21 protein-coding genes and 2 riboswitches are annotated in these 25,729 nt (G+C 54.0%); of the genes, 13 read left to right on the plus strand and 8 right to left on the minus strand.

Going from position 1 to position 25,729, the window contains the following annotated elements:
• Positions 1–40: 40 nt before the first annotated feature.
• The 3 genes from JQC72_RS06130 to JQC72_RS06140 form a co-directional block, all read right to left on the minus strand.
• Positions 41–970, minus strand: coding sequence for a hypothetical protein (locus JQC72_RS06130; protein WP_205493789.1), 930 nt, complete (start codon positions 968–970; stop codon positions 41–43).
• A gap of 150 nt (positions 971–1,120) precedes the next feature.
• Positions 1,121–2,431 carry a hypothetical protein gene (locus JQC72_RS06135; RefSeq protein ID WP_205493790.1) on the minus strand — a complete coding sequence of 437 codons (1,311 nt, stop codon included), beginning with the start codon at positions 2,429–2,431 and terminating at the stop codon, positions 1,121–1,123.
• Between the two features lie 175 nt (positions 2,432–2,606).
• A complete protein-coding gene (locus JQC72_RS06140; protein WP_205493791.1) occupies positions 2,607–3,659 on the minus strand; it encodes a proline-rich domain-containing protein in 1,053 nt (350 codons plus the stop codon).
• Positions 3,660–3,945: 286 nt separating this feature from the next.
• Between JQC72_RS06140 and uvrC the strand changes: the two genes are divergently transcribed.
• A complete protein-coding gene (gene uvrC / locus JQC72_RS06145; RefSeq protein WP_205493792.1) occupies positions 3,946–5,748 on the plus strand; it encodes an excinuclease ABC subunit UvrC in 1,803 nt (600 codons plus the stop codon).
• Positions 5,732–6,382, plus strand: coding sequence for a molybdenum cofactor guanylyltransferase (gene mobA, locus JQC72_RS06150; protein ID WP_302104553.1), 651 nt, complete (start codon positions 5,732–5,734; stop codon positions 6,380–6,382). Before uvrC ends, mobA begins: the two co-directional genes overlap by 17 nt.
• A gap of 72 nt (positions 6,383–6,454) precedes the next feature.
• Here mobA and JQC72_RS06155 read toward each other — a convergent pair whose 3' ends face one another.
• The gene (locus tag JQC72_RS06155) at positions 6,455–7,261 is read right to left on the minus strand and encodes a DUF2935 domain-containing protein (protein WP_205493794.1); all 807 of its coding nucleotides are present in this window, start codon (positions 7,259–7,261) and stop codon (positions 6,455–6,457) included.
• 125 nt (positions 7,262–7,386) lie between these two features.
• Here JQC72_RS06155 and JQC72_RS06160 point away from each other — a divergent pair, with 125 nt between their 5' ends.
• The 11 genes from JQC72_RS06160 (at position 7,387) to JQC72_RS06210 (ending at position 20,290) form a co-directional block, all read left to right on the plus strand.
• Positions 7,387–8,133: a pseudouridine synthase gene (locus JQC72_RS06160; protein WP_205493796.1), complete on the plus strand. Its 747-nt coding sequence runs from the start codon at positions 7,387–7,389 to the stop codon at positions 8,131–8,133.
• Positions 8,134–8,383: 250 nt separating this feature from the next.
• A riboswitch (Lysine riboswitch) is annotated at positions 8,384–8,570 on the plus strand.
• Between the two features lie 125 nt (positions 8,571–8,695).
• Positions 8,696–9,946: an aspartate kinase gene (locus tag JQC72_RS06165; protein ID WP_205493798.1), complete on the plus strand. Its 1,251-nt coding sequence runs from the start codon at positions 8,696–8,698 to the stop codon at positions 9,944–9,946.
• A gap of 623 nt (positions 9,947–10,569) precedes the next feature.
• Positions 10,570–12,192 carry a peptide ABC transporter substrate-binding protein gene (locus JQC72_RS06170; protein ID WP_205493800.1) on the plus strand — a complete coding sequence of 541 codons (1,623 nt, stop codon included), beginning with the start codon at positions 10,570–10,572 and terminating at the stop codon, positions 12,190–12,192.
• 91 nt (positions 12,193–12,283) lie between these two features.
• Positions 12,284–13,216, plus strand: a complete 933-nt coding sequence (locus tag JQC72_RS06175) for an ABC transporter permease (RefSeq protein ID WP_205493802.1) — start codon at positions 12,284–12,286, stop codon at positions 13,214–13,216.
• A 1-nt stretch (position 13,217) separates the two neighbouring features.
• On the plus strand, positions 13,218–14,135 hold the full coding sequence (locus JQC72_RS06180; protein ID WP_205493804.1) for an ABC transporter permease: 918 nt from the start codon (positions 13,218–13,220) through the stop codon (positions 14,133–14,135).
• 11 nt (positions 14,136–14,146) lie between these two features.
• Positions 14,147–15,163: an ABC transporter ATP-binding protein gene (locus JQC72_RS06185; protein ID WP_335342411.1), complete on the plus strand. Its 1,017-nt coding sequence runs from the start codon at positions 14,147–14,149 to the stop codon at positions 15,161–15,163.
• A gap of 62 nt (positions 15,164–15,225) precedes the next feature.
• Positions 15,226–15,363: riboswitch (SAM riboswitch) on the plus strand.
• A gap of 15 nt (positions 15,364–15,378) precedes the next feature.
• Positions 15,379–16,542 (plus strand): homoserine O-acetyltransferase MetX, encoded by a 1,164-nt coding sequence (gene metX / locus JQC72_RS06190; RefSeq protein ID WP_205493808.1) that lies wholly within the window; start codon positions 15,379–15,381, stop codon positions 16,540–16,542.
• Between the two features lie 221 nt (positions 16,543–16,763).
• Positions 16,764–17,414, plus strand: a complete 651-nt coding sequence (locus JQC72_RS06195) for a succinate dehydrogenase cytochrome b558 subunit (protein ID WP_205493810.1) — start codon at positions 16,764–16,766, stop codon at positions 17,412–17,414.
• Positions 17,415–17,430: 16 nt separating this feature from the next.
• On the plus strand, positions 17,431–19,191 hold the full coding sequence (gene sdhA, locus JQC72_RS06200; protein WP_205493812.1) for a succinate dehydrogenase flavoprotein subunit: 1,761 nt from the start codon (positions 17,431–17,433) through the stop codon (positions 19,189–19,191).
• The gene (gene sdhB, locus JQC72_RS06205) at positions 19,188–19,940 is read left to right on the plus strand and encodes a succinate dehydrogenase iron-sulfur subunit (protein WP_205493814.1); all 753 of its coding nucleotides are present in this window, start codon (positions 19,188–19,190) and stop codon (positions 19,938–19,940) included. Before sdhA ends, sdhB begins: the two co-directional genes overlap by 4 nt.
• 68 nt (positions 19,941–20,008) lie before the next feature.
• Entirely contained in the window at positions 20,009–20,290 is a 282-nt protein-coding gene (locus JQC72_RS06210; protein ID WP_205493816.1) for a hypothetical protein, read from the plus strand.
• A gap of 106 nt (positions 20,291–20,396) precedes the next feature.
• On the opposite strand, the gene JQC72_RS06215 is transcribed toward JQC72_RS06210, so the two are convergent.
• The 4 genes from JQC72_RS06215 to JQC72_RS06230 all read right to left on the minus strand — a co-directional run bounded on the left by JQC72_RS06215 (position 20,397) and on the right by JQC72_RS06230 (position 25,718).
• The gene (locus JQC72_RS06215) at positions 20,397–21,281 is read right to left on the minus strand and encodes a DUF1002 domain-containing protein (RefSeq protein ID WP_205493818.1); all 885 of its coding nucleotides are present in this window, start codon (positions 21,279–21,281) and stop codon (positions 20,397–20,399) included.
• A gap of 88 nt (positions 21,282–21,369) precedes the next feature.
• Positions 21,370–23,379 carry a penicillin-binding transpeptidase domain-containing protein gene (locus JQC72_RS06220; RefSeq protein ID WP_205493820.1) on the minus strand — a complete coding sequence of 670 codons (2,010 nt, stop codon included), beginning with the start codon at positions 23,377–23,379 and terminating at the stop codon, positions 21,370–21,372.
• 79 nt (positions 23,380–23,458) lie between these two features.
• On the minus strand, positions 23,459–25,000 hold the full coding sequence (locus tag JQC72_RS06225) for a fumarate hydratase (protein WP_205493821.1): 1,542 nt from the start codon (positions 24,998–25,000) through the stop codon (positions 23,459–23,461).
• A 472-nt stretch (positions 25,001–25,472) separates the two neighbouring features.
• Positions 25,473–25,718 carry a DNA alkylation repair protein gene (locus JQC72_RS06230; RefSeq protein ID WP_205493822.1) on the minus strand — a complete coding sequence of 82 codons (246 nt, stop codon included), beginning with the start codon at positions 25,716–25,718 and terminating at the stop codon, positions 25,473–25,475.
• Positions 25,719–25,729 lie beyond the last annotated feature (11 nt).

Raw genomic sequence — 25,729 nt, forward strand, 5'->3', positions numbered from 1 at the left:
CAAAACCCGGCAACCGATTCCGTTGCCGGGTTTGATATTCTCAAGCGGTGACGGTTTGACCGTCCTTTTTCATTTGACGGCCGTTTGTTGACTTTTCCGGTGCTTGATTGTCCGTTTTGCTTTCAAACAGTTTATTGCGGATCAGATGGACATACCGGGTGTACAGCGTACCAATCATCAACATGGCGGGGATCATGTGCAACAACGCGAAGGACAGTCCCCCGAACCCGCCGCCGATGATATTGGCAATGGTTTGGTCACCGAAAAATTGGAGAACAAACCAGGGGCAAACGATGAGCATGGTTAGCACGGTCACACATACCGTTCCCAGAATCAAGGAGTAGAGAAAAGAAAGAACGGCTGGTCCGGCCTGGAGCCATAACAGGCGAAAGCTGTGTCTCACAGCTGAAAACACTCCTGTTTTCTCCACCATCAAGATGACAGGGCTGTGGACAGCCGCCACTGTCAAACCGAGCAATACCAGTCCGCCCACGGTACAAACCACTGTTTGTCCCGGTCCCGGTGGCATTGCCTCCGCAATTTGCGCAACGCCCCAACCCGTCAAACCGATCAGGATGGCGTGGATCAACGCCATCGGAATCATCCGCAAGGGATAGCGTATCCCGTAGTAAAAGAAATGGCCGACGGAAAAACGGTCATGCAACGTGACTTCCCGCATGGCTCCCATCAGGCCGCACAACAAAAACAACATCAAAAAGAGCAACAAAGTGGATAACAATCCCAGCCCCGTTTGCCATACGGGCGACAGTCGCGTCAAGATCCGGGGCAGTACATCCGCTTGCAGTACGGACATGGTTTCAACAGGACGAGAGAAGAAAGACGGCGCGACCATCCATATAAATATCACCGTGAACGTAAACATGACACAAAACGAGAAAAAGCCGCCCACCAACATGCTGAACCAAAGTTTGATGCCGTGACGGTTCAGGACAATCAGTGTTTCACGCAATCCGATCTCCCTTTCATCAATTGATCATGGCCCCCTTTGACACTCCATACGTAACGTACACCGGCACTCCCTATGGTCGCCGTGAGCTTTCAGGCGACTTTTTCTGTAAAAAAAGACGCCCGTAGGCGTCCGTTTGTTGTAGGGAATTTTTTACTGTTGCCGGGGATAGCGCGGCGGTTGGCTCGGTTTTTCCGGTTGAGGTTGTTGAGACGGTTGCGTTAATTGCGATTGTGACGGTTGCGGCATCTGCCAAGACGGTTTCACCTGCTGTTGGGTCGGATTGAAGGTAAAGGACGGTTGGAACGGCGATTGGAACTGCGGTCCCGATGATGGCTGTTGCGAAGGTTGTTGCGGTTGGGACCCACCCGTCTGAGCGCCGGAACCACCGGATGTTGTCGACGGTTGATGGGATTGCCCCCACGCACCCGATTGACTTCCTGTTGGCGGCTGGTTGGGTTGACTCCATGAAACCGAGGGGCTTCCCATTGGCGGTTGCGCCGGTTGACTTGGTTGCTGCCACGTTTGTCCCTGCGGATTCAAGCCCGGGTTGTACCCGCTGCCGAAACCGGTGGCAGGACCCTGTTGACGGGAAGCATCGCTGTAGCCGTGTCCTTGCCCTTGCCAATTGGCGTCCGCAGTCGGTCTGCTTCCCGGATACAGTTCGCCGCGCAGCCGGTTTTGGTAGCGATGGGCGATAAAGAGATTATTCACCGTGATCACATATACCCAAAAGGGAATGATGAGCAAAAAAACAAAGAATGCGATGATGGAGCTGGTCTCGGCAAGGAACCCCAAGATCAGATCGATAATGGAAGCGACCACCCAGATTCCCAATACGCCCAAAAACGTAAGGAACACAGAACCAAATTGCTGGCGGAGCAGACGGAAAGATTGACTGATGGAACGAAACACTTTTTCGTTTTCAGCGATAAGAATAATCGGTGCATTCATAAACGCCAGGACAGGGACAAAATAAGCCGCCAATGCTAAGATGGACAGAATCGACCCGATAACCAAACTTTTGTTCGCAAATGAAATAATGGCCCCAAAAAAGAACAGCAGAAACGGAATATAGGTCAGGGACATCAAAAAAGTGAGTCCGAGCATCTTGAAAGCGTATCGGAATCCCGTACGGAAGAACGAACCGATTGATGATTGACCATGGCAAACCGCCTCAACGGCAGATCCGATTGCTCCCGAACCCCAGATGGATGCGAACAAAAAGGTAATCGCATAATAAATGATCACACTGAAGCCGAAAATTCCCAAGATTTGTGCCGGATCAAAGTTGCCGCCTTGCAGTTTGTCCATGGCGCCTGAACCCAATATCGATCCAAACGTGACGAACAACAAAATCCCCATCACGAACGAAAGCAATAGCAAAAGTGCCAGCGATCCCAACAAGGTGCTTAACCAAACTTTCAGCGAATGCCGGCTCAAAACCGTTGAGAATGATGGCATGCAAACCCCCCCATTTCTTTATGTAAATGGTTGATGGCGTCAGGCGTTTCACAGACAAGATATTTTGTGAAACCCATGTGGTCGATCTCTATTTTACCTTTTTTTATGCCGATTTGAAGAGGATTTTTCATATTTTCTCATTTTCAAGCGCCCCGGGTCCCCGAGGCGCTTGTTCTCAATAACGAGGTGGGTGATTCGGATTTGAATGGGTCGGCGAATGAGGGTGATAAGGAAACGACGGCTGATATCCGGTTTGCGGTTGATAGGGCTGGTTTTGCGCAGGATACGGCCCACCTGGGGTTCCCCGGTCAGTTGTTCCGGGTCGGGGACCATATGGTGACGGTCCTGTCCCATAGGGTCCGCCATGATGCCCCATAGGTGAACTGTCACCGGAAGGACCGGGAGGCGGTGTCGGAATGATGGCCGGCCGGATTTTCATCTTGTATCGCCAGACGATCAACAAGGGAATCACTGCGATCAAGTAAATGTAGTAAAGCACGGTGAGAACAACCAAAATCCCCATGATCACCTTCAGAGCCAGGTTGTTCTCTGACAGCGGGATCAAGGGAAGCAAGAGTGCAAACGGAGCGGCGAACCATGCCAGTATCATGAGAAACGTCAGCAGTGACTGCCCCCATTTCCGCCAACTTGCCAACCACGCAAGTTTGATGGAACGAAACACTTTTTCATTTTCGGCGATCATGATCACATGAGAATGGCCCATCCAAATGGTGAGGAACACATAGACAAGGAGATACCAGATAACGCCGATGCCTTTCACCCAATCGGACTGACCCGCTGCCATGAAAAGAACAGAGGGCAACATCAACAACAAGCTGAGAATCAGGATGATGACATATTTCCCGGCGAAACGAAAGGCAAATCGGTATCCATATCGGAAGAATGAACCGATCGTCACGCGATCTTCAAAGACGGCTTGTACGGCAGGACCGTAATACCCTCCAACAAAAAATGAAATAATGGCCAAATAGAAAAGAAAATACAGTACAATTGCCGTCAGCCCCACAATTATGGCCTGAACTGAATTCAAATGCTCCAACATGTACTTGATTTCTGATCCCCAGCCCGTCACCGCCGCGACGCCGAAGATCAACATGAGCAACCCAAGGAGAACAACGGAAGCAATGGAAGTTAACATGAAACCGACCAAATAGCTCAACCATACCATCAATGAGTGTTTTTTGAGGACTGATCCGAATGACTGCATATCCAGCCTCCCATCCATTTTTGACCCCTATTATACCGCTTTTGATCTTCACATTGTTTCATTTTCGAAAAAAATATTGTAAAAGATCTTGTAAAAGGAAAATGGGTTGTTCTTGCAGAGGAAAAAGTGTTCTCTCCATCGATCTCCCGTGTATCCAGGATTAAAACAATAGTCGCTCAGATCGGGAGGTTTTTGCGGCAGTTTGACAGGCGAGCCGACGATCCAATCGATTTGGTGTAAAATATTTGGTGTAGCCAGTCAGCCAGGAGCGGAAGGGAGGAAACCAATGCGTCAAACCATCAAGGAAAAACTGCCGCTCCTACCCGATCAGCCCGGTTGTTATTTGATGAAAAATGAAGCCGGTGACATCATCTATGTCGGCAAGGCCAAAAGCCTGAAAAACCGGGTGCGGTCGTATTTCACCGGCAGTCATGATGCCAAGACCCAACGGTTGGTCTCGGAGATCGCCGACTTTGAATACATCGTGACGGGGAGTCCGATCGAGGCGCTGATCTTGGAATGCAACCTCATCAAAAAACATCGTCCCCGTTACAACGTCATGCTCAAAGACGACAAATCCTATCCGTATATCCGGTTGACGAAGGAACGACATCCCCGTTTGGAAGTCACACGCCGGGTGCGGAAAGACGGGTCCAAATATTTCGGCCCGTATCCGAACGCGGGAGCGGCACAGCAGACGAAAAAGCTGCTGGATAAGTTGTATCCGCTCAGAAAATGCAAAACGCTGCCCAAGCGTGTCTGTCTGTATTACCATCTGGGGCAATGTCTGGCGCCTTGTGAATACCCTGTCGACCGTCAGCGGTATGAGGAGATGACGGCACAGATTGTCCGCTTCTTAAACGGTGGATACCAAGAGGTACAGCGTGATCTGCGGCGCAAAATGGAAGAGGCGGCTGAATCACTGGATTTCGAGCGGGCCAAGGAGTACCGGGATCTGATCCGTCATATCGAGACGATCATGGAGAAACAGACGATTACGTTCCACGACAACGTGGATCGGGATGTGTTCGGATACGCCCATGACAAAGGGTGGATGTGCATACAGGTGTTTTTTGTCCGACAAGGCAAACTGATCGAACGGGATGTATCCGTTTTCCCGCATTACAACGACCCGGTAGAGGATTTTCTCTCGTTTGTCACGCAGTTTTACCACGACAATCCGGCACTTCCCAGGGAGATTTTCCTGCCGTTCGAGGTCAATCCGGAGTGGTTGCGTGAGTGGCTGGAGGGCGTTCATATCCATGTTCCGCAAAGGGGACTGAAGCGAAAGCTGGTTGAGATGGCACAGGAGAATGCCCGAATCGCCCTGGAAGAGCGGTTCCGACTGATGGAACGGGATGAAGAGCGAACGCAGCGAGCCATCCGACAGTTGGGAGAAGCGCTCGGTATCGGCGTGCCGCGACGGATCGAAGCGTTTGACAACTCCAACATCCAGGGGACCGATCCCGTTTCGGCGATGGTGGTGTTTCTTGACGGCAAACCTGCCAAGCAGGAGTATCGCAAATTCAAGATCCGTACGGTGGACAGACCGGATGACTACGAAACGATGCGTGAGGTGATTCGCCGCCGTTACACGCGCGTGTTGAAAGAAGACTTGCCGTTGCCCGATTTGATCCTCGTCGACGGCGGTCGCGGGCAGATGGCGGCGGCTCGGGACGTGTTGGAAAATGAGCTGGGTTTGTATATCCCCGTCGGCGGCATGGTAAAAGACGATCGGCATCGGACCGCGAGATTGTTGGCGGGCGATCCTCCGGAGACGGTGGATTTGCCCAGAGGCAGCCAGGAATTTTATTTGCTGCAACGAATTCAGGAAGAGGTTCATCGGTTTGCTGTCGCGTTTCACCGGAAAACCCGTACCAAGACAGCATTCCGCTCCAAACTGGACGACATTCCGGGTGTGGGGGAAAAACGGAAACAGATGCTGTTCCGTCATTTCGGTTCGATTGAAAACATGAAAAATGCCACGGTCGAAGAATACCGAAAAGCGGGGATCGGCGACAAACTGGCGCGCACCATCATCCAGGCGTTGCGGCAACACGGGGAATCGGAACATGATGCGATTCCGTGATGACCGAGGTACGGGCGTGATCGTGCTTGCCGGCGGCGCATCCTCCCGCATGGGAACGGACAAAGCGATGCTGCCGATCGGGGGAGTCCCCGTCATCCGTCACATCGTGGAGAAAATGAGTCCCATCGGGCCGGTGATGGTGGTGACGAACCATCCTGAGCGGTATCATTGGCTGGGGGTTCCCATGGTGAAGGATCGTGAACCGGGCCGCGGGCCGCTCGCGGGTTTGCATGCCGGTCTGTCCGCGGCTTTGAGCGAAACCAACCTTGTCGTGGCTTGCGACATGCCGTTCGTCTCGCTGAAGACAGCGGTGTGGTTGTTGTCCAGTCTGGGCAACGCCTTCGCTTGCGTTCCCACGCTGGGCGGACGGCCGCATCCGTTGTTTGCGGTGTATCGAAAAGCATGCTTGCCCGTGTTGGCGCGACATCTTCGCGAGGGACAATTGCAGGTTCGTCGGTTTTTGGCGGAGGTGCCCACCCGTTTTGTTTCCCTGGAAGAAGCGGGTCTGGGTGAGGAGGCCGAACGGTGCGTATGGAACATGAACCGGCCGGAGGATTACCGTCAGGCGTTGCGTATGGCGGAAGCAGACCGCACCTCCCCGGATAAACGGGACAACGGCTCGTCCGAAGAGTAACCTTTCCCCGCACGGCGTGTCCGACAATGGGGTGACTTTTGACGGGAAGCGGCTTTGCCCAGATCCACCCGCTCATTCCGTACGGGGTTTTCCGGGATCGCATGCGGGCGGCTCGGCACGGGTTTCTTGGGCCAATTTGTGGAGATAGTAGCATTCTTCCCGGAACATGTGATCCGGGATCAGTGCCGGTATGGCATCCAGTACGGTATGATGAAGTTCCATCTCTTCCAATTCAAGCAAGAAAGCTTGAAACAGGCGCATCTCCATCTCCACTTCGTGATTGAACCGGGATAGTGCGGGGAAATCGCGAAGACCTGTCCGTAAATAGCCGGCCATCTCCAACGCTTTGAGATAATAGGCGTCAAAATGTCGGACAAAGGCCCGGCTTTTTTTCTTCAGTCGCCGTTCCACCCCGTCCAGTCTTCCGTCCAACGCATTTGCGTGTCCTGAGGCATCCGGCAACCATATAAGATGGTGATGGATCGGGTGGAGCGGGGGAGGTGGTTCGTTTTTTTGGAGATAATGGAGAATGCGGAGGTATTCCTCCACTTCATTCACCATGTGATTGAGAAATGTGGGGGTAAAGCCCAGTGCGATTTCGCCGATCAGGAGCCGTTGGAGCAAATGCAGTTTAAACGCGCGGATATCCGAAGCGGCCCGACAAGCCAAGCGGCTGAATTCGGCAGGGTCTGTTTTCCCCGGACGGCGAGCCTGGTTCAACAAAGCGTCCATCCGTTGGATAAAGCCCTCTGCCCGGCGCACTTCTTTTTTCTCCCGTGGGGACAAGTTGTCCAACAGGAAGCGGGCGTGATCCCCCAGCACCTGCAGCCAAAAACGATGTTCCCACCAGGCTGATCTCGTCCGTTCTCCATGACCCATCTGAAACCCTCCTTTCTCAGCCAACATATGTGCTTGAAGGCTTGGGTCATGCCGGAGCGGTTTCATCCAGGTGGAAGATCCGGTACAATCAGAGTACTTGGTCCGAAATGATGGGGGGATGCAGGATGGCAGAACGGAAACGCCAACGTTTGGACAAAATCTTGTCCAACATGGGATATGGCACGCGCAAAGAAATCAAGAAACTGATCAAAGCGGGATATGTGACCGTGAACGGCGAATGGGCGGATGACCCCGGCATGCATGTTGATCCGGACATGGATGTCATCGAGGTGGATGGCGAACGTGTCATCTATCGCCGATATATCTATTTGATGATGAACAAACCGCAGGGGGTGCTGTCCGCCACCGAGGATCGGGAAAGTGCGGTGGTGGTGGATTTGTTGCATCCCGAGCACGCCTTCTTTGAGCCGTTTCCGGTCGGCAGGCTGGACAGGGACACGGAGGGCCTGCTGTTGTTGACCAATGACGGCAAACTGGCGCACCGGCTGTTGTCCCCCAAGAAACATGTACCGAAGACGTATTACGCAGAAGTGGAGGGGGCGGTGACTGAAGCGGATGCCGAAGCGTTTGCCCGAGGCGTAACATTGGACGACGGTTACCGCACCCTGCCAGCCGAACTGAAGGTGTTGCAATCGGGGCCGAAATCCGAAGTGGAACTGACCATATATGAAGGCAAATACCATCAGGTGAAACGCATGTTCCGGTCGGTGGGGAAGCGCGTCACCTATTTGAAGCGCATCGCCATGGGACCGTTGCCGTTGGACCCGAGTCTGGAGCCGGGAGCGTACCGCGAGTTGACCGAAGAGGAAGTGGCGGCGCTGAAAGGAGCCGGCTCCGGCTCTCAGGCGTGATTGAAGGGAGGCGCGGCGATGGGATGGTTTGGCCGCGGAGATATCAGGTAATTGCCCATACCGAATGGGTATTTGCGGGCGATTTTTTCAGTGTAGGGGCACAGGCTGGATGAGGGAATGGGAATCAAAACCGTTTCACCAAAAGAGTTTGTATAAACATGCAACGAAGTGATTGGCAAAATCCCCGTTTTGTGTTACAATGCATGAAAACCTTGAAAACAACTGAATCAAAGTTTTCCTCACTGCACACATGTGGAGTAGAGGTCGCGGAGCTTCAAGAGTACCTGTCGGGAGGGCCGGTCCCCGACGATCGGCAGGGAAAGGGGAGTCCGCCGAAGTTTCTCTCCTTGCCGGAAGGGGAGGAGCTGGGGTTGTCGCCGAACAGGGGCAACACTGTCACGGGAACGTATCGCGTCCCGTGGAGCACTATCTCACAGGGGACAGGTGAGGCTGACGAGCCGCGTGCATACACAAGGCGACAGCTGTCATCTCCGCTGTCGCCTTTTCGTATACCGCGCATCCCCTGCAATCACGAAGGGCGGGAGAGGAGCCGATTGAACCGATGGGTATCGTAGTACAAAAATTTGGCGGGACATCTGTAGGCAGTATCGAACGGATTCGCAATGTGGCAAGAAGGATCAGGGATGTACATGCCCAGGGGCACCAGGTGGTCGTCACCGTCTCAGCGATGGGCAAACAAACGGACGAGCTGGTGGCGATGGCGGGACAGATCAGTGACGACCCGTCCCCGCGGGAAATGGACATGTTGCTGACGACGGGAGAGCAGATCTCGATCGCGCTTTTGACCATGGCGTTGCACGAGATGGGGTTGCCCGCACGTTCTTTCACCGGATGGCAGGCGGGCATGGTGACGGATGACGTACATGGCAAAGCGCGTATCAAGCGGATCGATACGGAGAAGATACGTCAATGTCTGGATCGCGGTGAAATCGTCGTCGTTGCCGGATTTCAGGGGATCAGTGAGGACGGGGAGATCACCACGCTGGGGCGCGGAGGATCGGATACGACCGCTGTGGCGTTGGCCGCGGCGTTGTCTGCCGATTATTGCGAGATCAATACGGATGTACCCGGTGTGTTTACGACCGATCCGCGTATTGTCCCGCAAGCGCGGAAATTGGACGAAATCTCGTTCGATGAAATGTTGGAGCTGGCCAATCTGGGAGCGGCGGTTCTCCATCCCCGCTCCGTCGAGTGTGCCATGAAACACAATGTGCCGTTGGTGGTCCGTTCCAGCTTTACCGAGGAGCCGGGAACTTGGGTAAAGGAGAGTGTCACGATGGAAGATACGTTGCATGTGCGCGGCATTGCTTACGATCTCAACGTCGCCCGGATCAAGGTGCTGGGCTTGCCCAACCGGGTGGAGACGTTGTCCCGGTTGTTCTGTCTCTTGGCCGACGCCCATATCAATGTGGATATGATTGTGCAGAGCGAACATGACGCTGAAGTGATCGATGTGGCTTTCAGTGTGGGCGAAGACGAGTGGAAGCAGGCACGGAACGTAATCGAGCAAAACCGCGAGACGCTCGGATACGTCAAAGTGATCTCGGAAACGGGATTGGCCAAAGTTTCCGCCGTGGGTGCAGGCATGGTCACCAACCCGGGTGTGGCGGCACGAATGTTTACGGCTTTGACGGATGCGGGAATCCGGATCAAAATGGTGAGCACATCCGAAATCAAAATCTCTTGCGCGATTGCGCGGGAACGCGCGAAAGATGCGGTTCGTGCATTGCATACCGCATTTGGTTTGGATGTAAATATACAACAAGAGGTACCGTTGACCGCAGGTGTGTGATGCATTCGGACGGAGTGCCCCCTTGCATTCGGTGAACAGGTAACGGACGGTGTCGGATGTCTGCCCGACTCCGGGGTGTGTCCGGTGATGGCGGGGGGCAAAGCTTACCCGGCTTGACCGAGCATCGATGCAGAGAGTGCGAGGATGAAAATCACGGGCCTCCTCCGTGCGAAGCATACTTACCCTGCGTCCTGCGTTCCGGGTCGGAGCGGCCATGCCCTGCTTCCTTGAGGGCGCAGATGGAGCGAGCAGGGAAGGCGATGGACAGTATTCACCAGGCACGCCCTGGTCGGCATCCATGACTTGCAATCAAAAACATCACGATTTTCCACTGACATCCCAACGAAACAGGGATCGGAGGTTCGTTTGATCACGGGGCGTTTCCCGTAGGTCTCTCCACCTATCCGGTTCCTACTTTTGTTGGGATGTATTCATTTGTGAAATAAATTGAAAATTGGGGAGAAGGGAAGGATTTTTTCTATTGGGACGGAATATAGTTAAAGGGACAGTGCAGGTTACTCGCCCGTGCGCGGACAGGTTGTCCATTGTTTTTGTTTTACTTATTTCATCCTAAATGGAACGGGTGATCCGTTCGCAATCGCAAAATTCAAGGGGGTTTGTCTATGAAAAAATGGGTGGCAACAACAACCGCAATCCTCATGGTGCTCAGCATGGTGTTGCTGGCCGCTTGCGGTAAGGACGGCAGCAACGCCATGGCTGAAAAACAGGTACTGAATGTGGGTTTTATTTCAAGTGAACCACCAGCATTGGATCCGTTGAAAGGTACGGATGAAATATCCAGTCTGATTATGCGTCATGTCTTAGAGGGATTGGTTCGTTTGGATGAAAAGGGAAACCCCATTCCCGGTATGGCCACCAAATGGGATGTGATGGACGGTGGCAAAAAGATTATTTTCCACTTGCGTGACGCCAAATGGTCCAACGGCGATCCGGTGACGGCGCAGGATTTCGAATATCAATGGAAACGGATGCTCGATCCGAAAAACGCGTCCGAGTACGCTTACCAGTTGTTCTACCTGAAAAACGGGGAAGCGTACAACCAAGGTAAGGCAAAAGCGGAAGATGTGGGCGTCAAGGCGTTGGATCCCAAAACGTTGGAGGTCACCCTCGAATCTCCGACTCCGTATTTCATTTCGCTTACAGCTTTTCATGCCCTTTTCCCGGTCAATAAGAAGGTGGCCGAAAAGAACCCGAAATGGGGGACGGATGCCAAGACGTATGTCGGCAATGGACCCTTCCTGCTCAAAACATGGATACATGACAAGAAAATTGAATTGGTCAAGAACCCGAAATATTGGGATGCAAAGAACGTCAAGTTGACTCAGATCAACTTCCCGTTCATCGGTGACGAGCAAACGGAATACCAAATGTATGTGTCCGGCTCGCTGGACATGAACCGGAATGTCCCCACCGATTTGGCAGCTAAGTTACTTCAAGAAAAGAAAGCCAAGGTGATCCATCAACCTTCATTGTATTTCTACATCTTCAACACCAAGAAAAAACCGTTTGACAACGCCAAAATCCGGAAGGCCTTCTCCATGGCCATTGACCGGGAAGCGATCGTGAAAAATGTTCTCGGTCAGGGACAAACGCCGGCCACGGGTTGGGTGCCGTGGGGCATTCCTGACTTTGCGCAAAACAAGGAGTGGGTCCAAACCCATCCCTCGTACATTCAGCCCAAAGCCAATCCGGCCGAGGCCAAAAAATTGTTGCAAGAGGGTATGAAAGAAGCGGGGCTCTCGCAGTTGCCGGAGATCTCCATCATGTACAACACCCATGAGGGGCACAAAAAGATCGCGGAAGCCATCCAACAAATGTGGAAGAAAAATCTGGGTGTCGACGTGAAACTGACCAACCTGGAGTGGAAGGTGTTCCTCGATAACCAGACCCAAGGCAACTTCTTGGTGTCCCGTTTGGGCTGGATTCCCGATTATATGGACCCGATGACGTTCCTGGATTTATGGGTGACCGGCGGCGGGAACAACCATGCCAAATACAGCAACCCGCAATACGATGCGTTGATCAAGCAGGCCAAATCGACAGCGGACCAAAAGGTGCGGATGGAAGCGATGCACAAGGCGGAAGAGATTCTCGCCCGTGATGTGCCGGTTACTCCGATTTACAACTACACTCAGGTATATCAGTTGAAGGATTATGTCAAAGGAGTCAAGATTGAAGCTGACGGTTCGTTCACCTTCACTTACGCTTACCTGACGGAAAAATAAGGCGAAGGGGACCACGGTCCGGAGGGTCACCTGCTATGGGTGGCCTTCCTCATGTCCTTTTTTCATACCGGACTCTAGAGGTGGTGGATGCATGCTTCGCTATCTGGGACAACGCTTTGTGATGATGTTGGTTTCCCTGTGGCTGATCGCGACGTTTACATTCATGATGATGCTGGCAGTACCGGGCGACCCGTTCACCGGTGAGAAAAAATTGCCGCCGGAAACCCTGAAAAATCTCAGGGCGGCGTACCATTTGGACAAGTCTTACCCGGAGCAGTATCTCTACTATATGAAAAACTTGGTGATGTTGGACCTCGGTCCCTCGATCAAATACACCACCCGCACGGTCAACCAGATTATCAGCGAGGGATTTCCCGCATCCGCCCAGTTGGGAGTGCAAGCGATCATCCTGTCGCTCATCCTCGGTTTGACGTTGGGTGTGATTGCCGCGCTCCGGCAAAACCGCATCCCGGATTATACGGCCACCGTAATCGCCGTATTGGGTGTATCGGTTCCCAGTTTCGTGATGGCGCCGATTTTACAAAAATATTTGGGGCTGGAGTGGGAACTGCTCCCGATCGCAACCTGGGAGGGATTTGAATACAGCATCATGCCGACGATCGCGTTGGCCGTACTGCCGTTGGCGATGGTGACACGGCTGATGCGTTCCAGCATGCTGGAGGTGCTGAGCCAAGACTATATCCGAACCGCCCGGTCCAAAGGATTGTCCCCGAGCCGCGTCATCATGCGCCACACATTGCGCAACGCCATCTTGCCGGTGGTGACCATCATGGGGCCGCTGACCGCGGGCATTTTGACCGGGAGTTTCGTCATCGAGAAGATCTTCTCGATCCCCGGCATCGGGAAATACTTTGTCGACAGCGTGACCAACCGGGATTATCCGGTGATCATGGGGATCACGATCTTTTATTCCGCCTTCCTGATCCTGATGAACTTTCTCGTCGATATGATTTACAGCTGGATTGATCCACGGATCAAAGTCGGACACAAGGAGGCGAGCTGAGATGGCGATTCCGGCACAACGATTTGAACGGGTACCCAAACGGTCCCAAGAGGCGGAAACGATCAAGCGGCCCAGCGTCACCTATACCCAGGACGTCTGGCGACGGCTGAAGCAGAACAAGCTGGCGATGGCGGGGCTGGTGATCATCATACTGCTGGCGGTCATGTCGATCATTGGTCCGCATTTATCTTCCTATTCGTACTATGAGCAGGATTTGGACGGGAAAAATATGGCGCCTTCGGGCGAACACTGGTTTGGTACCGATGATTTGGGCAGGGATGTCTTTGTCCGCACCTGGTACGGTGGACGCATTTCACTGGAGATCGGACTGGCCGCCGCTTTGATCGATTTGTGCATCGGCGTATTGTACGGGGGCATCGCCGGTTATCGCGGCGGCAAGGTGGACGAAGTGATGATGCGGATCGTGGATATTTTGTGGGGATTGCCGTATCTGCTCACCGTCGTGTTGCTTCTGGTCGTGCTGGAGCCGGGTTTGGGCACGATCATCATCGCTTTGACCGCGACGGGATGGCTCAATATGGCACGGCTGGTACGGGGTCAAGTGCTGCAACTGAAACAACAGGAGTTCGTGTTGGCCGCGCGTACCCTGGGCGCCGATACCAAACGCCTCCTGTTCAAACATCTGATTCCCAATGCCATGGGACCCATCATCGTCATGCTGACGTTCACGGTACCCAATGCCATTTTCGCCGAGGCGTTTCTCAGCTTTTTGGGGTTGGGGGTGCAGGCCCCGCAAGCCAGTTGGGGTACGATGATCAACGACTCGTTGGTCGTCATTTTTTCGGAAGATTGGTGGCGGCTGTTTTTCCCCGCCTTTTTCCTCAGCTTGACGATGTTGGCATTCAACGTGTTCGGAGACGGTCTGCGTGACGCGCTCGATCCCAAGATGCGGAAGTGAGGTGGACAGACGTGGCATTGTTGGAGATTCGTGATTTGCATGTGTCGTTTCACACCTATGCGGGAGAAGTGCAGGCGGTCCGTGGTGTCAACCTGACGTTGGAAAAGGGAGAAGCATTGGCCATTGTCGGGGAATCGGGCAGCGGCAAAAGCGTCACGGCACAGGCGATCATGCGCTTGATCCCTTCGCCGCCCGGCAAGATCAAAAGCGGTGAAATCCTGTTTGACGGGAAAGATCTGTTGAAGTTGACGGAAAAAGAGATGTTCCGGGTGCGTGGCTCAGAGATCGGGATGATCTTTCAGGACCCGATGACGTCGCTCAACCCGACGATGACGGTGGGCAAGCAGATCATGGAGGGGTTGATTTGGCACCAGCGCATTTCCCCTTCAGAAGCGCGCCGACGCGCGGTGGAAATGTTGCGTTTGGTGGGCATTCCCAGCCCTGAGACGCGGATTAACAATTACCCGCACGAATTCAGCGGCGGGATGCGACAACGGGCCATGATCGCCATCGCATTGGCCTGCAATCCCAAGATTTTGATCGCGGACGAGCCGACCACGGCATTGGACGTCACGATTCAGGCGCAAATCATCGAACTGTTGAAGGAACTGCAAAAGAAAACGGACACCGCTGTCATTTTGATCACCCACGATTTGGGCGTGGTCGCGGAAATGGCGCAACGCGTGGCGGTGATGTACGGGGGCAAGGTGGTGGAGACGGGAACGGTGGAAGAGATCTTCTACCGGCCGCGTCATCCGTACACCTGGGGACTGTTGGCTTCCATGCCCCGGCTCGATTTGGACCGGAAGCAGGAGTTGAAACCGATCCCCGGGTCCCCGCCGGATTTGTTCGATCCGCCCAAGGGTTGCCCGTTTGCCGATCGTTGTCCGTACACGATGCACATTTGCAACGACGAGATACCCGAAGTGACCGAGGTTTCCCGGACGCATCGCGTCAATTGCTGGCTGGAACACCCGGATGCACCGTCCGTCACGCATGAGCCGATCATTCGCTTTTCGTCCAAGTAGACATTGACAGAAATTTCGATCCATCGTATCATAAGCTTCAAATACGAATATCAGGAAACACCTTCTTATCCAGAGCGGCGGAGGGACTGGCCCGATGAAGCCCGGCAACCACCCCGTTTACCGCGTGCATCCACGCACACGTCAAACGGCGGGGAATGGTGCCAATTCCTGCAGAACCGACAGGTTCTGAGAGATGAGAAGGGGGACGGACTGCGATGGCATGGGAGCAGACGACACCCTCTTCTGATCGAAGAGGGTGTTTCCTTTTGAAAAAGGAGAGAAAACGCGTGGTAGCCAGCGTCGATACGGTGACAAAGAAAACGGTGGCCGTGGGGCCGGTAACATTGGAATGCGGTGAAACACTTCGGGATGTGTGCATTGCGGTGGAGACAGTGGGCAGCCTGTCGGCGAACCGGGACAACGTGGTATTGGTTTGTCACGCATTGACGGGGGATGCGCATGCCGTCGGGGATGAACGGGAACCGGGCTGGTGGGACGGTTTGATCGGACCCGGTCGTTACATCGACACCAATCGGTATTTTGTCGTCACCACCAATGTACTCGGCGGCTGTAATGGCAGTACGGGTCCGTCATCCATCAATCCGGATACGGGGCGACCCTATGGTTCGGCTTTTCCTCCGGTCACCATTCGCGATATGGTCCACGTGCAGTATCGTACGCTTCAGAAAATGGGCATCGATCGGGTTCATACCGTCATCGGCGGTTCCATGGGGGGAATGCAGGTACTGGAATGGGGCATCTTATACCCTGAAGCGGTGGAGAATTTGATCCCCATCGCCACCACGGCCGCGTTGTCCCCCATGGCCATCGCCTACAACGACATCGGGCGCCAAGCCATCATGTCCGATCCGGACTGGCAGGGAGGCGATTACTATCCGGGGCCGGGGCCGAAAAAAGGGCTGGCCATCGCCCGAATGGTCGGGATGGTCACCTACCGGACGGACACATTGTTTCACCAGCGGTTCCAACGCCGTTTGCAGACCGATGTGCCGGAATGGTCCCGGGACGCGACGTTTCAGGTGGAAAGCTATCTGCGATACCAGGGAGAAAAACTGGTCAACCGGTTTGATGCCAACAGTTATTTGTGTCTGCTCAAAGCGATGGACACGCATGATGTGGGCAGGGGACGTGGCGGAATGGCGGCCGCGCTGTCGAAAATCCGCTCCCGCGTGCTGATCATCGGCATTGAGGAGGATCGGTTGTTTCAAATTGAGGAGCAACGGACATTGTTTCGGGAATTACGGGCGCAGGGAAAAGATGCGCAGCTGTGGGAATTCCGGTCCCCGTACGGCCATGATGCGTTTTTGATCGAATACGAACAGATGGGACCGGTCATCCGGCAATTTTTGGAGGGGTAGCGCCGGAGAGGTGCTGACCCCCTTTCCTTGACGCTGTTGAATGATTGGGAGTAAAATAAGGATGTTCACAAAGTTGAAACCCCTTTCTAACCACAGGGCTGCTCTTGCTGGCGGTCCGAGGGATTCGACACACTTGTCGAAACCTTTGGGAAGCGGTTTGACATCACGGCTTGATCGTACTATCAAAGTCCAATTTACAAGGGGTTATTGGAGGGCGCAAGATGAGCAATCACAGCAGTTTCTTCAACCGTCGGCTGCACTCGTTGCTGGGTGTCATTCCGGTGGGCTTTTTTTTGGTCGAGCACTTGTTGACGAACTATTTTGCGACCAGAGGCCCCGCTGTTTTCCAAGAAAAGGTGGAGTGGATCTGGGATCTGCCGTTCCTGCTCGCCTTGGAAACGGTGTTTATCTACCTGCCGCTTTTGTACCATGCGCTGTACGGTCTGCACATCGCGTTCCAAGCGAAAAACAACGTGGTGAATCACGGCACGTTCCGCAACTACATGTTTATGTTGCAACGTGTCACCGGCGTCATCACGCTCGTTTTCGTGGGATGGCACGTATGGGAAACGCGGGTTCAGGTGGCCTTGCGTGATTTGAACCCGCATGAGTTGACAGTGATGATGCACCAGATCCTCAGCAGTGACGTCAATTTTGCGTTGTATTTGATCGGAGTCTTGGCTGCTGTCTTCCACTTCAGCAACGGGCTCTGGTCGTTTTTGGTCAGCTGGGGCATTACGGTCGGGCCGCGTGCGCAATATGTATCCACTTGGGTGTGCATGGCCCTTTTCGTGGTTGTGTCGTACATCGGCGTCAGTGCCCTGTTCGCATTCCACAATCCGGAGTTTTTGAACCAGTTGGCGCAGCGTTAAAAGGGGGCAGTGTTCAATGAACGAAAAAATCATTATCGTGGGTGGCGGATTGGCCGGTCTGATGGCCGCCATCAAGACGGCGGAAGCGGGTGCCAATGTCGAGTTGTTTTCGCTCGTGCCCGTGAAACGTTCCCACTCGGTGTGCGCGCAGGGCGGCATCAACGGTGCGGTCAACACCAAAGGGGAAGGCGACTCGCCGTGGGAACACTTTGACGACACGATCTACGGCGGGGACTTTTTGGCCAACCAACCCCCGGTCAAAGCAATGTGTGAAGCGGCGCCGGGCATCATTTACCTGATGGACCGGATGGGAGTGCCGTTCAACCGGACGCCGGAGGGATTGATCGACTTCCGCCGTTTCGGAGGGACCAAGCATCACCGTACCGCTTACGCCGGCGCCACCACCGGGCAACAATTGCTCTATGCGTTGGACGAGCAAGTCCGCCGCTGGGAAGTGGCCGGTCGGGTCACCAAGTACGAGCACTGGGAATTCCTGAAGGTGATCTTGGACGATGAAGGCCGTTGCCGCGGGATCGTGGCGCAAAACCTGCGCAATCACGAGATCAAGGCTTTCCTGGCCGACGCCGTGATCCTGGCGACGGGCGGCTTGGGCATGATTTTCGGCAAATCGACCAACTCGATGATCAACACCGGATCGGCGGCGAGTGCCGTATATCAACAAGGTGCTTATTACGCCAACGGGGAGTTCATCCAAGTACACCCGACCGCCATCCCGGGCGATGATAAATTGCGCCTGATGTCCGAGTCCGCACGGGGAGAAGGCGGGCGTGTCTGGACCTATAAAGACGGCAAACCGTGGTACTTCCTCGAGGAAATGTACCCGGCTTACGGCAACTTGGTGCCGCGGGATATCGCCACGCGGGCCATCTTCAAAGTGTGCGTGGACATGAAGCTCGGGATCAACGGAGAAAACATGGTTTACCTCGATCTGTCCCACAAAGATCCCAAAGAGCTGGATATCAAATTGGGTGGTATCATCGAGATTTACGAGAAGTTCATGGGTGAAGACCCGCGCAAGGTGCCGATGAAAATCTTCCCGGCCGTGCACTACTCGATGGGCGGACTGTGGGTCGACTACAACCAAATGACCAACATCCCCGGTCTTTTTGCCGCAGGCGAGTGCGAATATCAGTATCACGGCGCCAACCGTCTCGGGGCCAACTCGCTCCTGTCGTGTATTTTCGGTGGCATGGTGGCCGGACCGAAAGCGATCGAATATGTGCGCGGATTGGAAAAATCAGCGGAAGACCTGCCGTCGACGCTGTATGAGTCCGTTGTCAAGGATGAAGAGGCCAAATACGAACAGCTGCTCAAGATGGACGGCACCGAAAATGCCTACAAACTGCATCAGGAGCTGGGTCAATGGATGACCGACAATGTGACGGTCGTTCGGTACAATGACCGCCTGTTGAAAACGGACGAGAAAATTCAAGAGCTGATGGAACGCTATCAAAACATCAATATGAGTGACACCGGCAAATGGAGCAACCAAGCCGTCTCCTTCACCCGCCAGTTGTGGAACATGCTGCAATTGGCCCGGGTGATTACGCTGGGAGCTTACCATCGAAATGAAAGCCGCGGTGCACACTACAAACCCGAGTTCCCGGAACGGAACGACGAAGAGTGGCTGAAAACGACCAAGGCCAAATTCACCGAGGACGGACCGGCGTTCGAATACGAACCGGTTGACATCTCGTTGATCAAACCGCGTCCGCGCCGGTATGACGTGGCGAAAGAGGAGGCGGCGAAACAATGAGCGAACAACAAACCGTACACCTGATCATCACCCGGCAAGACGGACCTGGTTCCAAACCGTACAAAGAAGAGTTCCGCATCCCATACCGGAAAAACATGAACGTCATTTCGGCGTTGATGGAAATCCAACGCAACCCGGTCAACGCGAAAGGCGAGGAAACCACACCGGTCGTATGGGAATCCAACTGTTTGGAAGAGGTGTGCGGGGCCTGCTCCATGGTGATCAACGGGCGACCCCGGCAAGCCTGTACCGCTTTGATCGATCATCTGAAACAACCGATCCGGATTGAGCCGATGCGCACCTTCCCGGTCGTTCGAGACCTGATCGTCGACCGGAGCCGCATGTTTGACGCATTGAAACGGGTGAAAGCGTGGATCCCGATCGACGGTACTTACGACTTGGGGCCGGGACCGCGCATCCCGGAAACGGTACGCCAATGGCGATATGAGCTGTCCAAATGTATGACGTGTGGTGTCTGTTTGGAGGCGTGCCCCAACGTCAACAGCAAATCCAAGTTTATGGGACCGTTTGTGGCCGGTCAGGTGGCATTGTTCAACTCGCATCCGACGGGCGAGATGAACAAGGACGAACGTCTGGAAGCGCTGATGGGCGAAGGCGGATTGCAGGAATGCGGCAACTCGCAAAACTGCGTGCAATCCTGCCCCAAAGGCATTCCATTGACCACCGCCATCGCCAAAATGAACCGCGAAGGAACCAAAATGCTGTTTCGCAAATGGTTGTCGCTATAACACAGAACCACGGATCATCTGATCCGTGGTTTTTTGTTGAGCGTATGAAACACCAGCAAGAGGGATGTTTGAATTCCTGGAAAACGATTTTCATGCATGTCATTGGAGCGAGCGAGAAACGACGCACCGGGAATCGAGAGTGGGTCAACCGCTTGCTCATGAGGCGTTGTCTGGTGCCCAAGGGTCACATTGCTTTCCCGGCTCGTTCCACCTGCGCCCTGCAGGACGCAGATGATAACCGTTCAGACCCGGTCAGCGCAGAGTGCGGGCAAAGTACGCTTCGCTTTGAGGAAATTGCCCGCGATTTCATCCTGCGCTTTCCGGGTCTGCGCTCAGCCGGGGCTTGGTAAGTCGCTCGCCTGGGGAAACATTGCTCTCTTACTGAATGTCGAGACACCCTGGACTCCGGAATACGCAAAACCCCCCTTGACTGTATCAAGTCAAGGGGGGTGGGTTTCACCGGAACAGAGATTTGATCCATTCGATCAACTGCGTGAACCATTCAACCAACATTGCGAAGAAGCCTTCCGCTTCCTTGGAGTTCAGGACCTGCTGGAATTGATCCTGGAAGTTTTTCAGTTGGTTGGTTACGTTGTCCCAGTTGATGTTCAGGTTGGACAAGTTTTGCGTAAACTGTGTCAGTTGGGTGATCTGTTGGTTGGTCAGATTGATATTGAGATCACCCGCCACATTGATGACGATGTCGCGGAATTCTTCCGGTGTCTGCGGTTGCTGTTTGGCTACCTCTTCCTTCAATCTCAACATGAATTCGGTCGCTTTTTCACTGCCGATCTGTTTGGCCAGTTCCGCAGTGCGCACGATTTCCTCGTTGGCGACCTGTTTTTGCTCTTCGCTGATCTTGGTACCGGTGGCCGCCTCAAACGCCTTCAGGATACCGGTCAGCCCGGCCGTGCCCGATACCGGTTTCGGTGCGGTGACGTACACGTCCGCATCTTTGACGCCGGCGGTGATCAAGGCATTGGCATACATCGTGTTGGTAATGGTTGTGATGTTGTGCGTTTGCACTTTGATACCCGACCCGGCGTCCGTCAACGTGATTTTCGCGGATGAGAGCGCCCGCGAACCGATGGTCGCCTTGCTCAAGTATTTTCCGAGGTATTGATGCTCTTCCGCATTGGTGACTTCGATGATCTTCACATCATTGGACACGTTCATTTCATTGAGAATGGCCTGGCGCTCCTGTTGGGTGAGGTCTTGTCCCAGCGTGACCACCGTCTCTCCCACCACGGCGTCGGCGGACGCGACGGACGGGAGAAACCAGGTGAATAAGAATATGCTCAGGATGCCAAGGCCGATGTTTCTCAGCCAAGTTTTCTTCATTTGCGTATAACCCCCTTCTCGTTATATATAGACGTAGTTTTCCCCGAAGATGTTTCGCTCATGGATGATTTTACATGGAAAGGAATAATCAAGAGCCGCCGGACGCATAATGTTGCTGAATAAATGTTTTCATCATCGGCTGGAGATAATGACTGCCGCCGCGATCCTTTACATCCTCCACAAACATGGTGGTGACGAGATCGGGTTGTTTGCCGGGTTTGCCGGTGATGGTGCACAACCATCCGTATTCCGTTCCGTTTTTGTCGTCTTTGCTTTTTTTCAATTCGGCCGTTCCTGTTTTGGCGGCGATACGTACCCCTGAAACGGACATACTGTGGGCGGTTCCGTGCGGATCGGTGACGACGGAAGTCAAGAGATCACTCACTTGCTGGGCCACCTGCGGCTTGATGACACCCGCTTTCCACACTTTGGGCCGGACGGGCTGTTTACCGTCCATTATCAATACGGGCTGCATGATGTTCCCCTTGTTGGCAAATGCCGTGTACATCATGGCCAGATGGAACGGACTCACTTCGATTTGCGCCTGTCCGTAGGAACTGTTGGCCAATTGCACCTCATTGTCGATTTTGCCGTTGGCGGCGATCTGAGAAGGCTCGATCGGGTAAGGGAAAGGGATCTCCTTTTCAAAGCCGAATTTTTTCAGGTACAGGTTCATGTTGCGTACGCCGATCATCAAGCCTGCCCGCGCGAAATAGATGTTGTCGGACCAGGCCAATCCTTTGCGAAGATCGATGGGGCCGCCCGGATTGTCAACCCGCGTGATATAAAAATCGCCCCAGCCGGGCTTTTGCCATTTGCCGGCGGAAGTATCAAAGGTGGTGTTGGGCTTTACTTTCCCCGTATCCAACCCGATGGCCGCCACGATGCTTTTCATCGTGGAACCGGGCGTGTAGGTGTATTTGAACCGGCTCATCAGCGGCATGGTCGGACCGTTGACCCGCTTCCATTCGGAAGAAGGAAACCCGTTGATGAACATATTGGGATCGTAGGAAGGTGCGCTCACCATGGCCAGCACTTCGCCCGTTTTCGGGTTGATGGCGACGGCGGCGCCTTTGTCCTTCCGAATACCGTTGTACAATCGGCGTTGTGTGTTCACATCGATGGTAAGACGAAAACTTTCGCCGTCTTGTCCCGGTCGTTGTGCCAACACTTTTTTCGTTTGTCCGTTCGCATCGACGATCAGCAAACGATGTCCGTGGCGGGGACGCAAACGTTCTTCCCACACTTGCTCCAAACCGCGTTGACCGACCCAGTCCCCTTGCTCATATCCCTGGTTTTTGAGTTTCTTCAACTGTTCGGAGGAGATGGGGCGTATGTAACCGATCAAATGGGCGGTCGCCTCTTTTTGCGGGTAAACACGCTTGCTCTCCATACGGATATCCACACCGGGGATTGCTTTCAACGCCGGAATTTTTCCGCGGTCTGCCAAGTCCAACGTGCCCACTTCCACCCGGTCCGATTGCTTCGACTTCAGTTTTCCGGCCAACCGGGCTGGACTCAATCCCAACAGTTGGGCCAACTTTTGCTGGGTTTTGGTGTCCGTGATTTGTTTCGGAAGAACCGAAACATGGTATTTGACTTCGTTGATGGCGAGCGGTTCACCATTGCGGTCGTGGATTTCTCCTCGTAGGTTTTCATTGGTGCGCTCGATTTTGATCAGGTCGTTTTCGCCGAGTCCGGGGAGGAGGACAGCGGTTGTCCACTGAATTCGCCATCCGGCCTCTTTTTCTTTCACCCATTGCGCAGCCGATTGAAACGTCAGATCACCGAACGCCTTGGTGGACCGGACCATCCGGAAGGGGATGACGTGTCCTTTCGGTTTGGCGGGTTCCAGTTGGATCTTTGTCTGACCGATCGAGGAAGCAACTTGACGGTGCTGCTTGACGAAATCCTGTTTGCTGATGCGCTTTTTGGATGTGGCACTCAGCAGGTCGTACATTTTTTCATATTGTCCTTGTTCCCACAATGATAGATAGTCTTCCATCGCAGGCATGGGTCCCGGGTCCGTTTCACAACCGAAAAGGAAACCGAAAGATAAGATACAAACGATAATGACAGAAAGCATGCTGGTACGCATGTGTGCTGTTCACCTCCGTCAGATGAAAATCGGGAAAGAGAAAGGGCGGCCGATTGGAACCGCCCTGGTTTGTACGAGGTCAGACGAAAACGGGGTCTTTGAATTGCGCCAGTTTCTCCAGTGCGCTTTTCTCCACGTCTTTATGCAGGCTGTTGCCGTGGGCATCCATCGTGACGATGGCGGCAAAGTTTCGCACACGAAGATGCCACATGGCTTCCGGTATGCCGAACTCCAGAAAATCGACGCCTTCAACGCCGGTGATGCAGTCCGCATAGTATTGAGCGGCGCCGCCGATGGCATTCAGGTAGACCGCCCCGTGTTCCTTCAGTGCGGACAGTGTTTTTTCACCCATGCCACCTTTCCCGATGACCGCGCGGATGCCGAATTTGCGGATGATATCCGCCTGATAGGGCTCCTCCCGGATGCTTGTGGTCGGTCCGGCGGCCTTCACTTGCCAATTGCCGTCCTTGTCTTTGAGCATCACCGGGCCGCAATGGTAGATCACGCCGCCGTTGAGATCCACCGGCGAATCGTGGTCAATCAGGTATTTGTGCAAGGCGTCCCGGCCGGTATGGATCAGCCCGTTGAGAATGACGATGTCACCTACACGCAGTTGCCGGATTTGTTCTTCCGTGATCGGCGTGGTGAGGGTGATTTCGCGGTTGCCCTTCTTTTCGCCGACCCATTCGCTCATTTCGGGTGCAGGAATATCCTCCACCTTCGGTGCGTCGGTATACAGCCATCGTTTGATCTCGCCGGTTTCGGGGTCCAGAACGACGCCTTGCCGACGAAACGCCCAACAGTTGTAAGCGACGGAGACGAAGAAGCTGGCCGGAATCCGGTTGATGGCACCGATCTTGCAGCCCAACAGTGTGACATCGCCACCGAATCCCATCGTACCGATGCCCAGCTGGTTGGCCGCTTCCATGATGTACGCTTCCAGTTTGGCCAACTCTGGATTGGGGTTGACGTCGTGCACCGGACGGAACAGTTGCTCTTTGGCCAGTTGATATCCGGTCGTCCGGTCTCCGCCGATGCCCACTCCGATAAAACCGGCACTGCAACCTTGGCCTTGGGCTTGGTAGACGGCGTGCAGGATGCATTTGCGGATTCCATCCAAATCCCGTCCCGCTCGACCCAATCCTTCCAGTTCACAGGGGAGGCTGTATTGGATGTTTTTGTTTTCACAACCGCCGCCCTTCAGGATCAGGCGCACCTCGATTTCGTCTTTTTCCCACTGCTCAAAATGAATCACCGGAATCCCCGGCCCCAGGTTGTCGCCGCTGTTTTTCCCGGTAAGTGAGTCCACGGAGTTGGGACGCAGTTTGCCCAAGCGGGTTGCTTCGGCAATCGCTTCGTGGATCGCTTCCTTCATGCGGATTTGGTTGATACCGACGGGGACCCGAATCTCAAACGTCGGCATCCCGGTGTCCTGACAAATCGGGGAAACGTTTTCTTCCGCCATCCGAATGTTGTCCGAGATGGTGGATAGCGCCAAACCTGCCCGTGTGCCCGCGTTTTCACGCATTTTGGCGCGTTGGATGGCGGCACGCACATCCGGGGGCAGATTGGTCGAGGTTTCCGTGATCAATTTCAGCATGGATTCCTTGAGCGCGCGCATGTTCGAAACCCCTTTTGCCTTGGATTTCTGTATCCTTTGATCCTATACTATCTTGACTTGCTCTGCACGGCAACGGCGCCAAAAGCACTCCTTGCCGCGGGCTTCTCGCTTCATCCGGTGTGGCAGATCCACATCCATCCACGAAGGCTTCGCCCAAGCCTTCTTCCGTTTCTCTCACGAAATCTCACCAGCATCGTGGTTTTCAGTGTTTCCGCATTCCACAGATTGATTGTATCAAAATTCGGTCGGACTGACGAGAGGGCCAAGGCCCATCATATTCGACGATTATTTATCATCCCGACCAGAATAGAGTGAACCGGATCGTGTCAGGTTGTCCCGCCAGCACCCAATCACACGAGCCGGATTTTCTTATGCAAATGAAAGAGGACGCGTTTCTTCCCTTTTCACACAGGGAGATGACGCGCCCCGTTACATGATCATCCTCTCAACGCTATGGCGGGCAGTTAACCGATTACATCAGTCGGTTCCGTTCAGCGGCTTTGATAAACTGCTGTTCCGATTCGATCAATCCGCACACACCGCACTGCACGCGGACTTTTTCGCCACTATAGGGAATGTACAACGGATCGTCGGGATTGATGCTGCCCACGATCTCCCCCGTTTTCGGGTCCTTTCTCACCGAATGCGCCACTTGTTCGATCACATGAAACCGACTGCGGTTGGTCCCGCACGAGGGACAAAGGTAGGGAGTTTCCATCCCCAACACCT

The organism is Polycladomyces zharkentensis, from assembly GCF_016938855.1.
GTDB classification, from domain to species: domain Bacteria; phylum Bacillota; class Bacilli; order Thermoactinomycetales; family JIR-001; genus Polycladomyces; species Polycladomyces zharkentensis.

Bases quoted from the DNA above. Each gene is read 5' to 3' on its own strand.
- sdhB (WP_205493814.1), top strand. From the start codon at position 19,188: ATGAGCGAACAACAAACCGTACACCTGATCATCACCCGGCAAGACGGA.
- JQC72_RS06160 (WP_205493796.1), top strand. From the start codon at position 7,387: ATGGCAGAACGGAAACGCCAACGTTTGGACAAAATCTTGTCCAACATG.
- JQC72_RS06195 (WP_205493810.1), top strand. From the start codon at position 16,764: ATGAGCAATCACAGCAGTTTCTTCAACCGTCGGCTGCACTCGTTGCTG.
- JQC72_RS06155 (WP_205493794.1), bottom strand. From the start codon at position 7,261: ATGGGTCATGGAGAACGGACGAGATCAGCCTGGTGGGAACATCGTTTT.
- mobA (WP_302104553.1), top strand. From the start codon at position 5,732: ATGATGCGATTCCGTGATGACCGAGGTACGGGCGTGATCGTGCTTGCC.
- JQC72_RS06140 (WP_205493791.1), bottom strand. From the start codon at position 3,659: ATGCAGTCATTCGGATCAGTCCTCAAAAAACACTCATTGATGGTATGG.
- JQC72_RS06230 (WP_205493822.1), bottom strand. From the start codon at position 25,718: ATGGAAACTCCCTACCTTTGTCCCTCGTGCGGGACCAACCGCAGTCGG.
- sdhA (WP_205493812.1), top strand. From the start codon at position 17,431: ATGAACGAAAAAATCATTATCGTGGGTGGCGGATTGGCCGGTCTGATG.
- JQC72_RS06170 (WP_205493800.1), top strand. From the start codon at position 10,570: ATGAAAAAATGGGTGGCAACAACAACCGCAATCCTCATGGTGCTCAGC.
- JQC72_RS06225 (WP_205493821.1), bottom strand. From the start codon at position 25,000: ATGCGCGCGCTCAAGGAATCCATGCTGAAATTGATCACGGAAACCTCG.
- JQC72_RS06220 (WP_205493820.1), bottom strand. From the start codon at position 23,379: ATGCGTACCAGCATGCTTTCTGTCATTATCGTTTGTATCTTATCTTTC.
- metX (WP_205493808.1), top strand. From the start codon at position 15,379: ATGGCATGGGAGCAGACGACACCCTCTTCTGATCGAAGAGGGTGTTTC.
- JQC72_RS06175 (WP_205493802.1), top strand. From the start codon at position 12,284: ATGCTTCGCTATCTGGGACAACGCTTTGTGATGATGTTGGTTTCCCTG.
- JQC72_RS06180 (WP_205493804.1), top strand. From the start codon at position 13,218: ATGGCGATTCCGGCACAACGATTTGAACGGGTACCCAAACGGTCCCAA.
- uvrC (WP_205493792.1), top strand. From the start codon at position 3,946: ATGCGTCAAACCATCAAGGAAAAACTGCCGCTCCTACCCGATCAGCCC.
- JQC72_RS06135 (WP_205493790.1), bottom strand. From the start codon at position 2,431: ATGCCATCATTCTCAACGGTTTTGAGCCGGCATTCGCTGAAAGTTTGG.
- JQC72_RS06215 (WP_205493818.1), bottom strand. From the start codon at position 21,281: ATGAAGAAAACTTGGCTGAGAAACATCGGCCTTGGCATCCTGAGCATA.
- JQC72_RS06165 (WP_205493798.1), top strand. From the start codon at position 8,696: ATGGGTATCGTAGTACAAAAATTTGGCGGGACATCTGTAGGCAGTATC.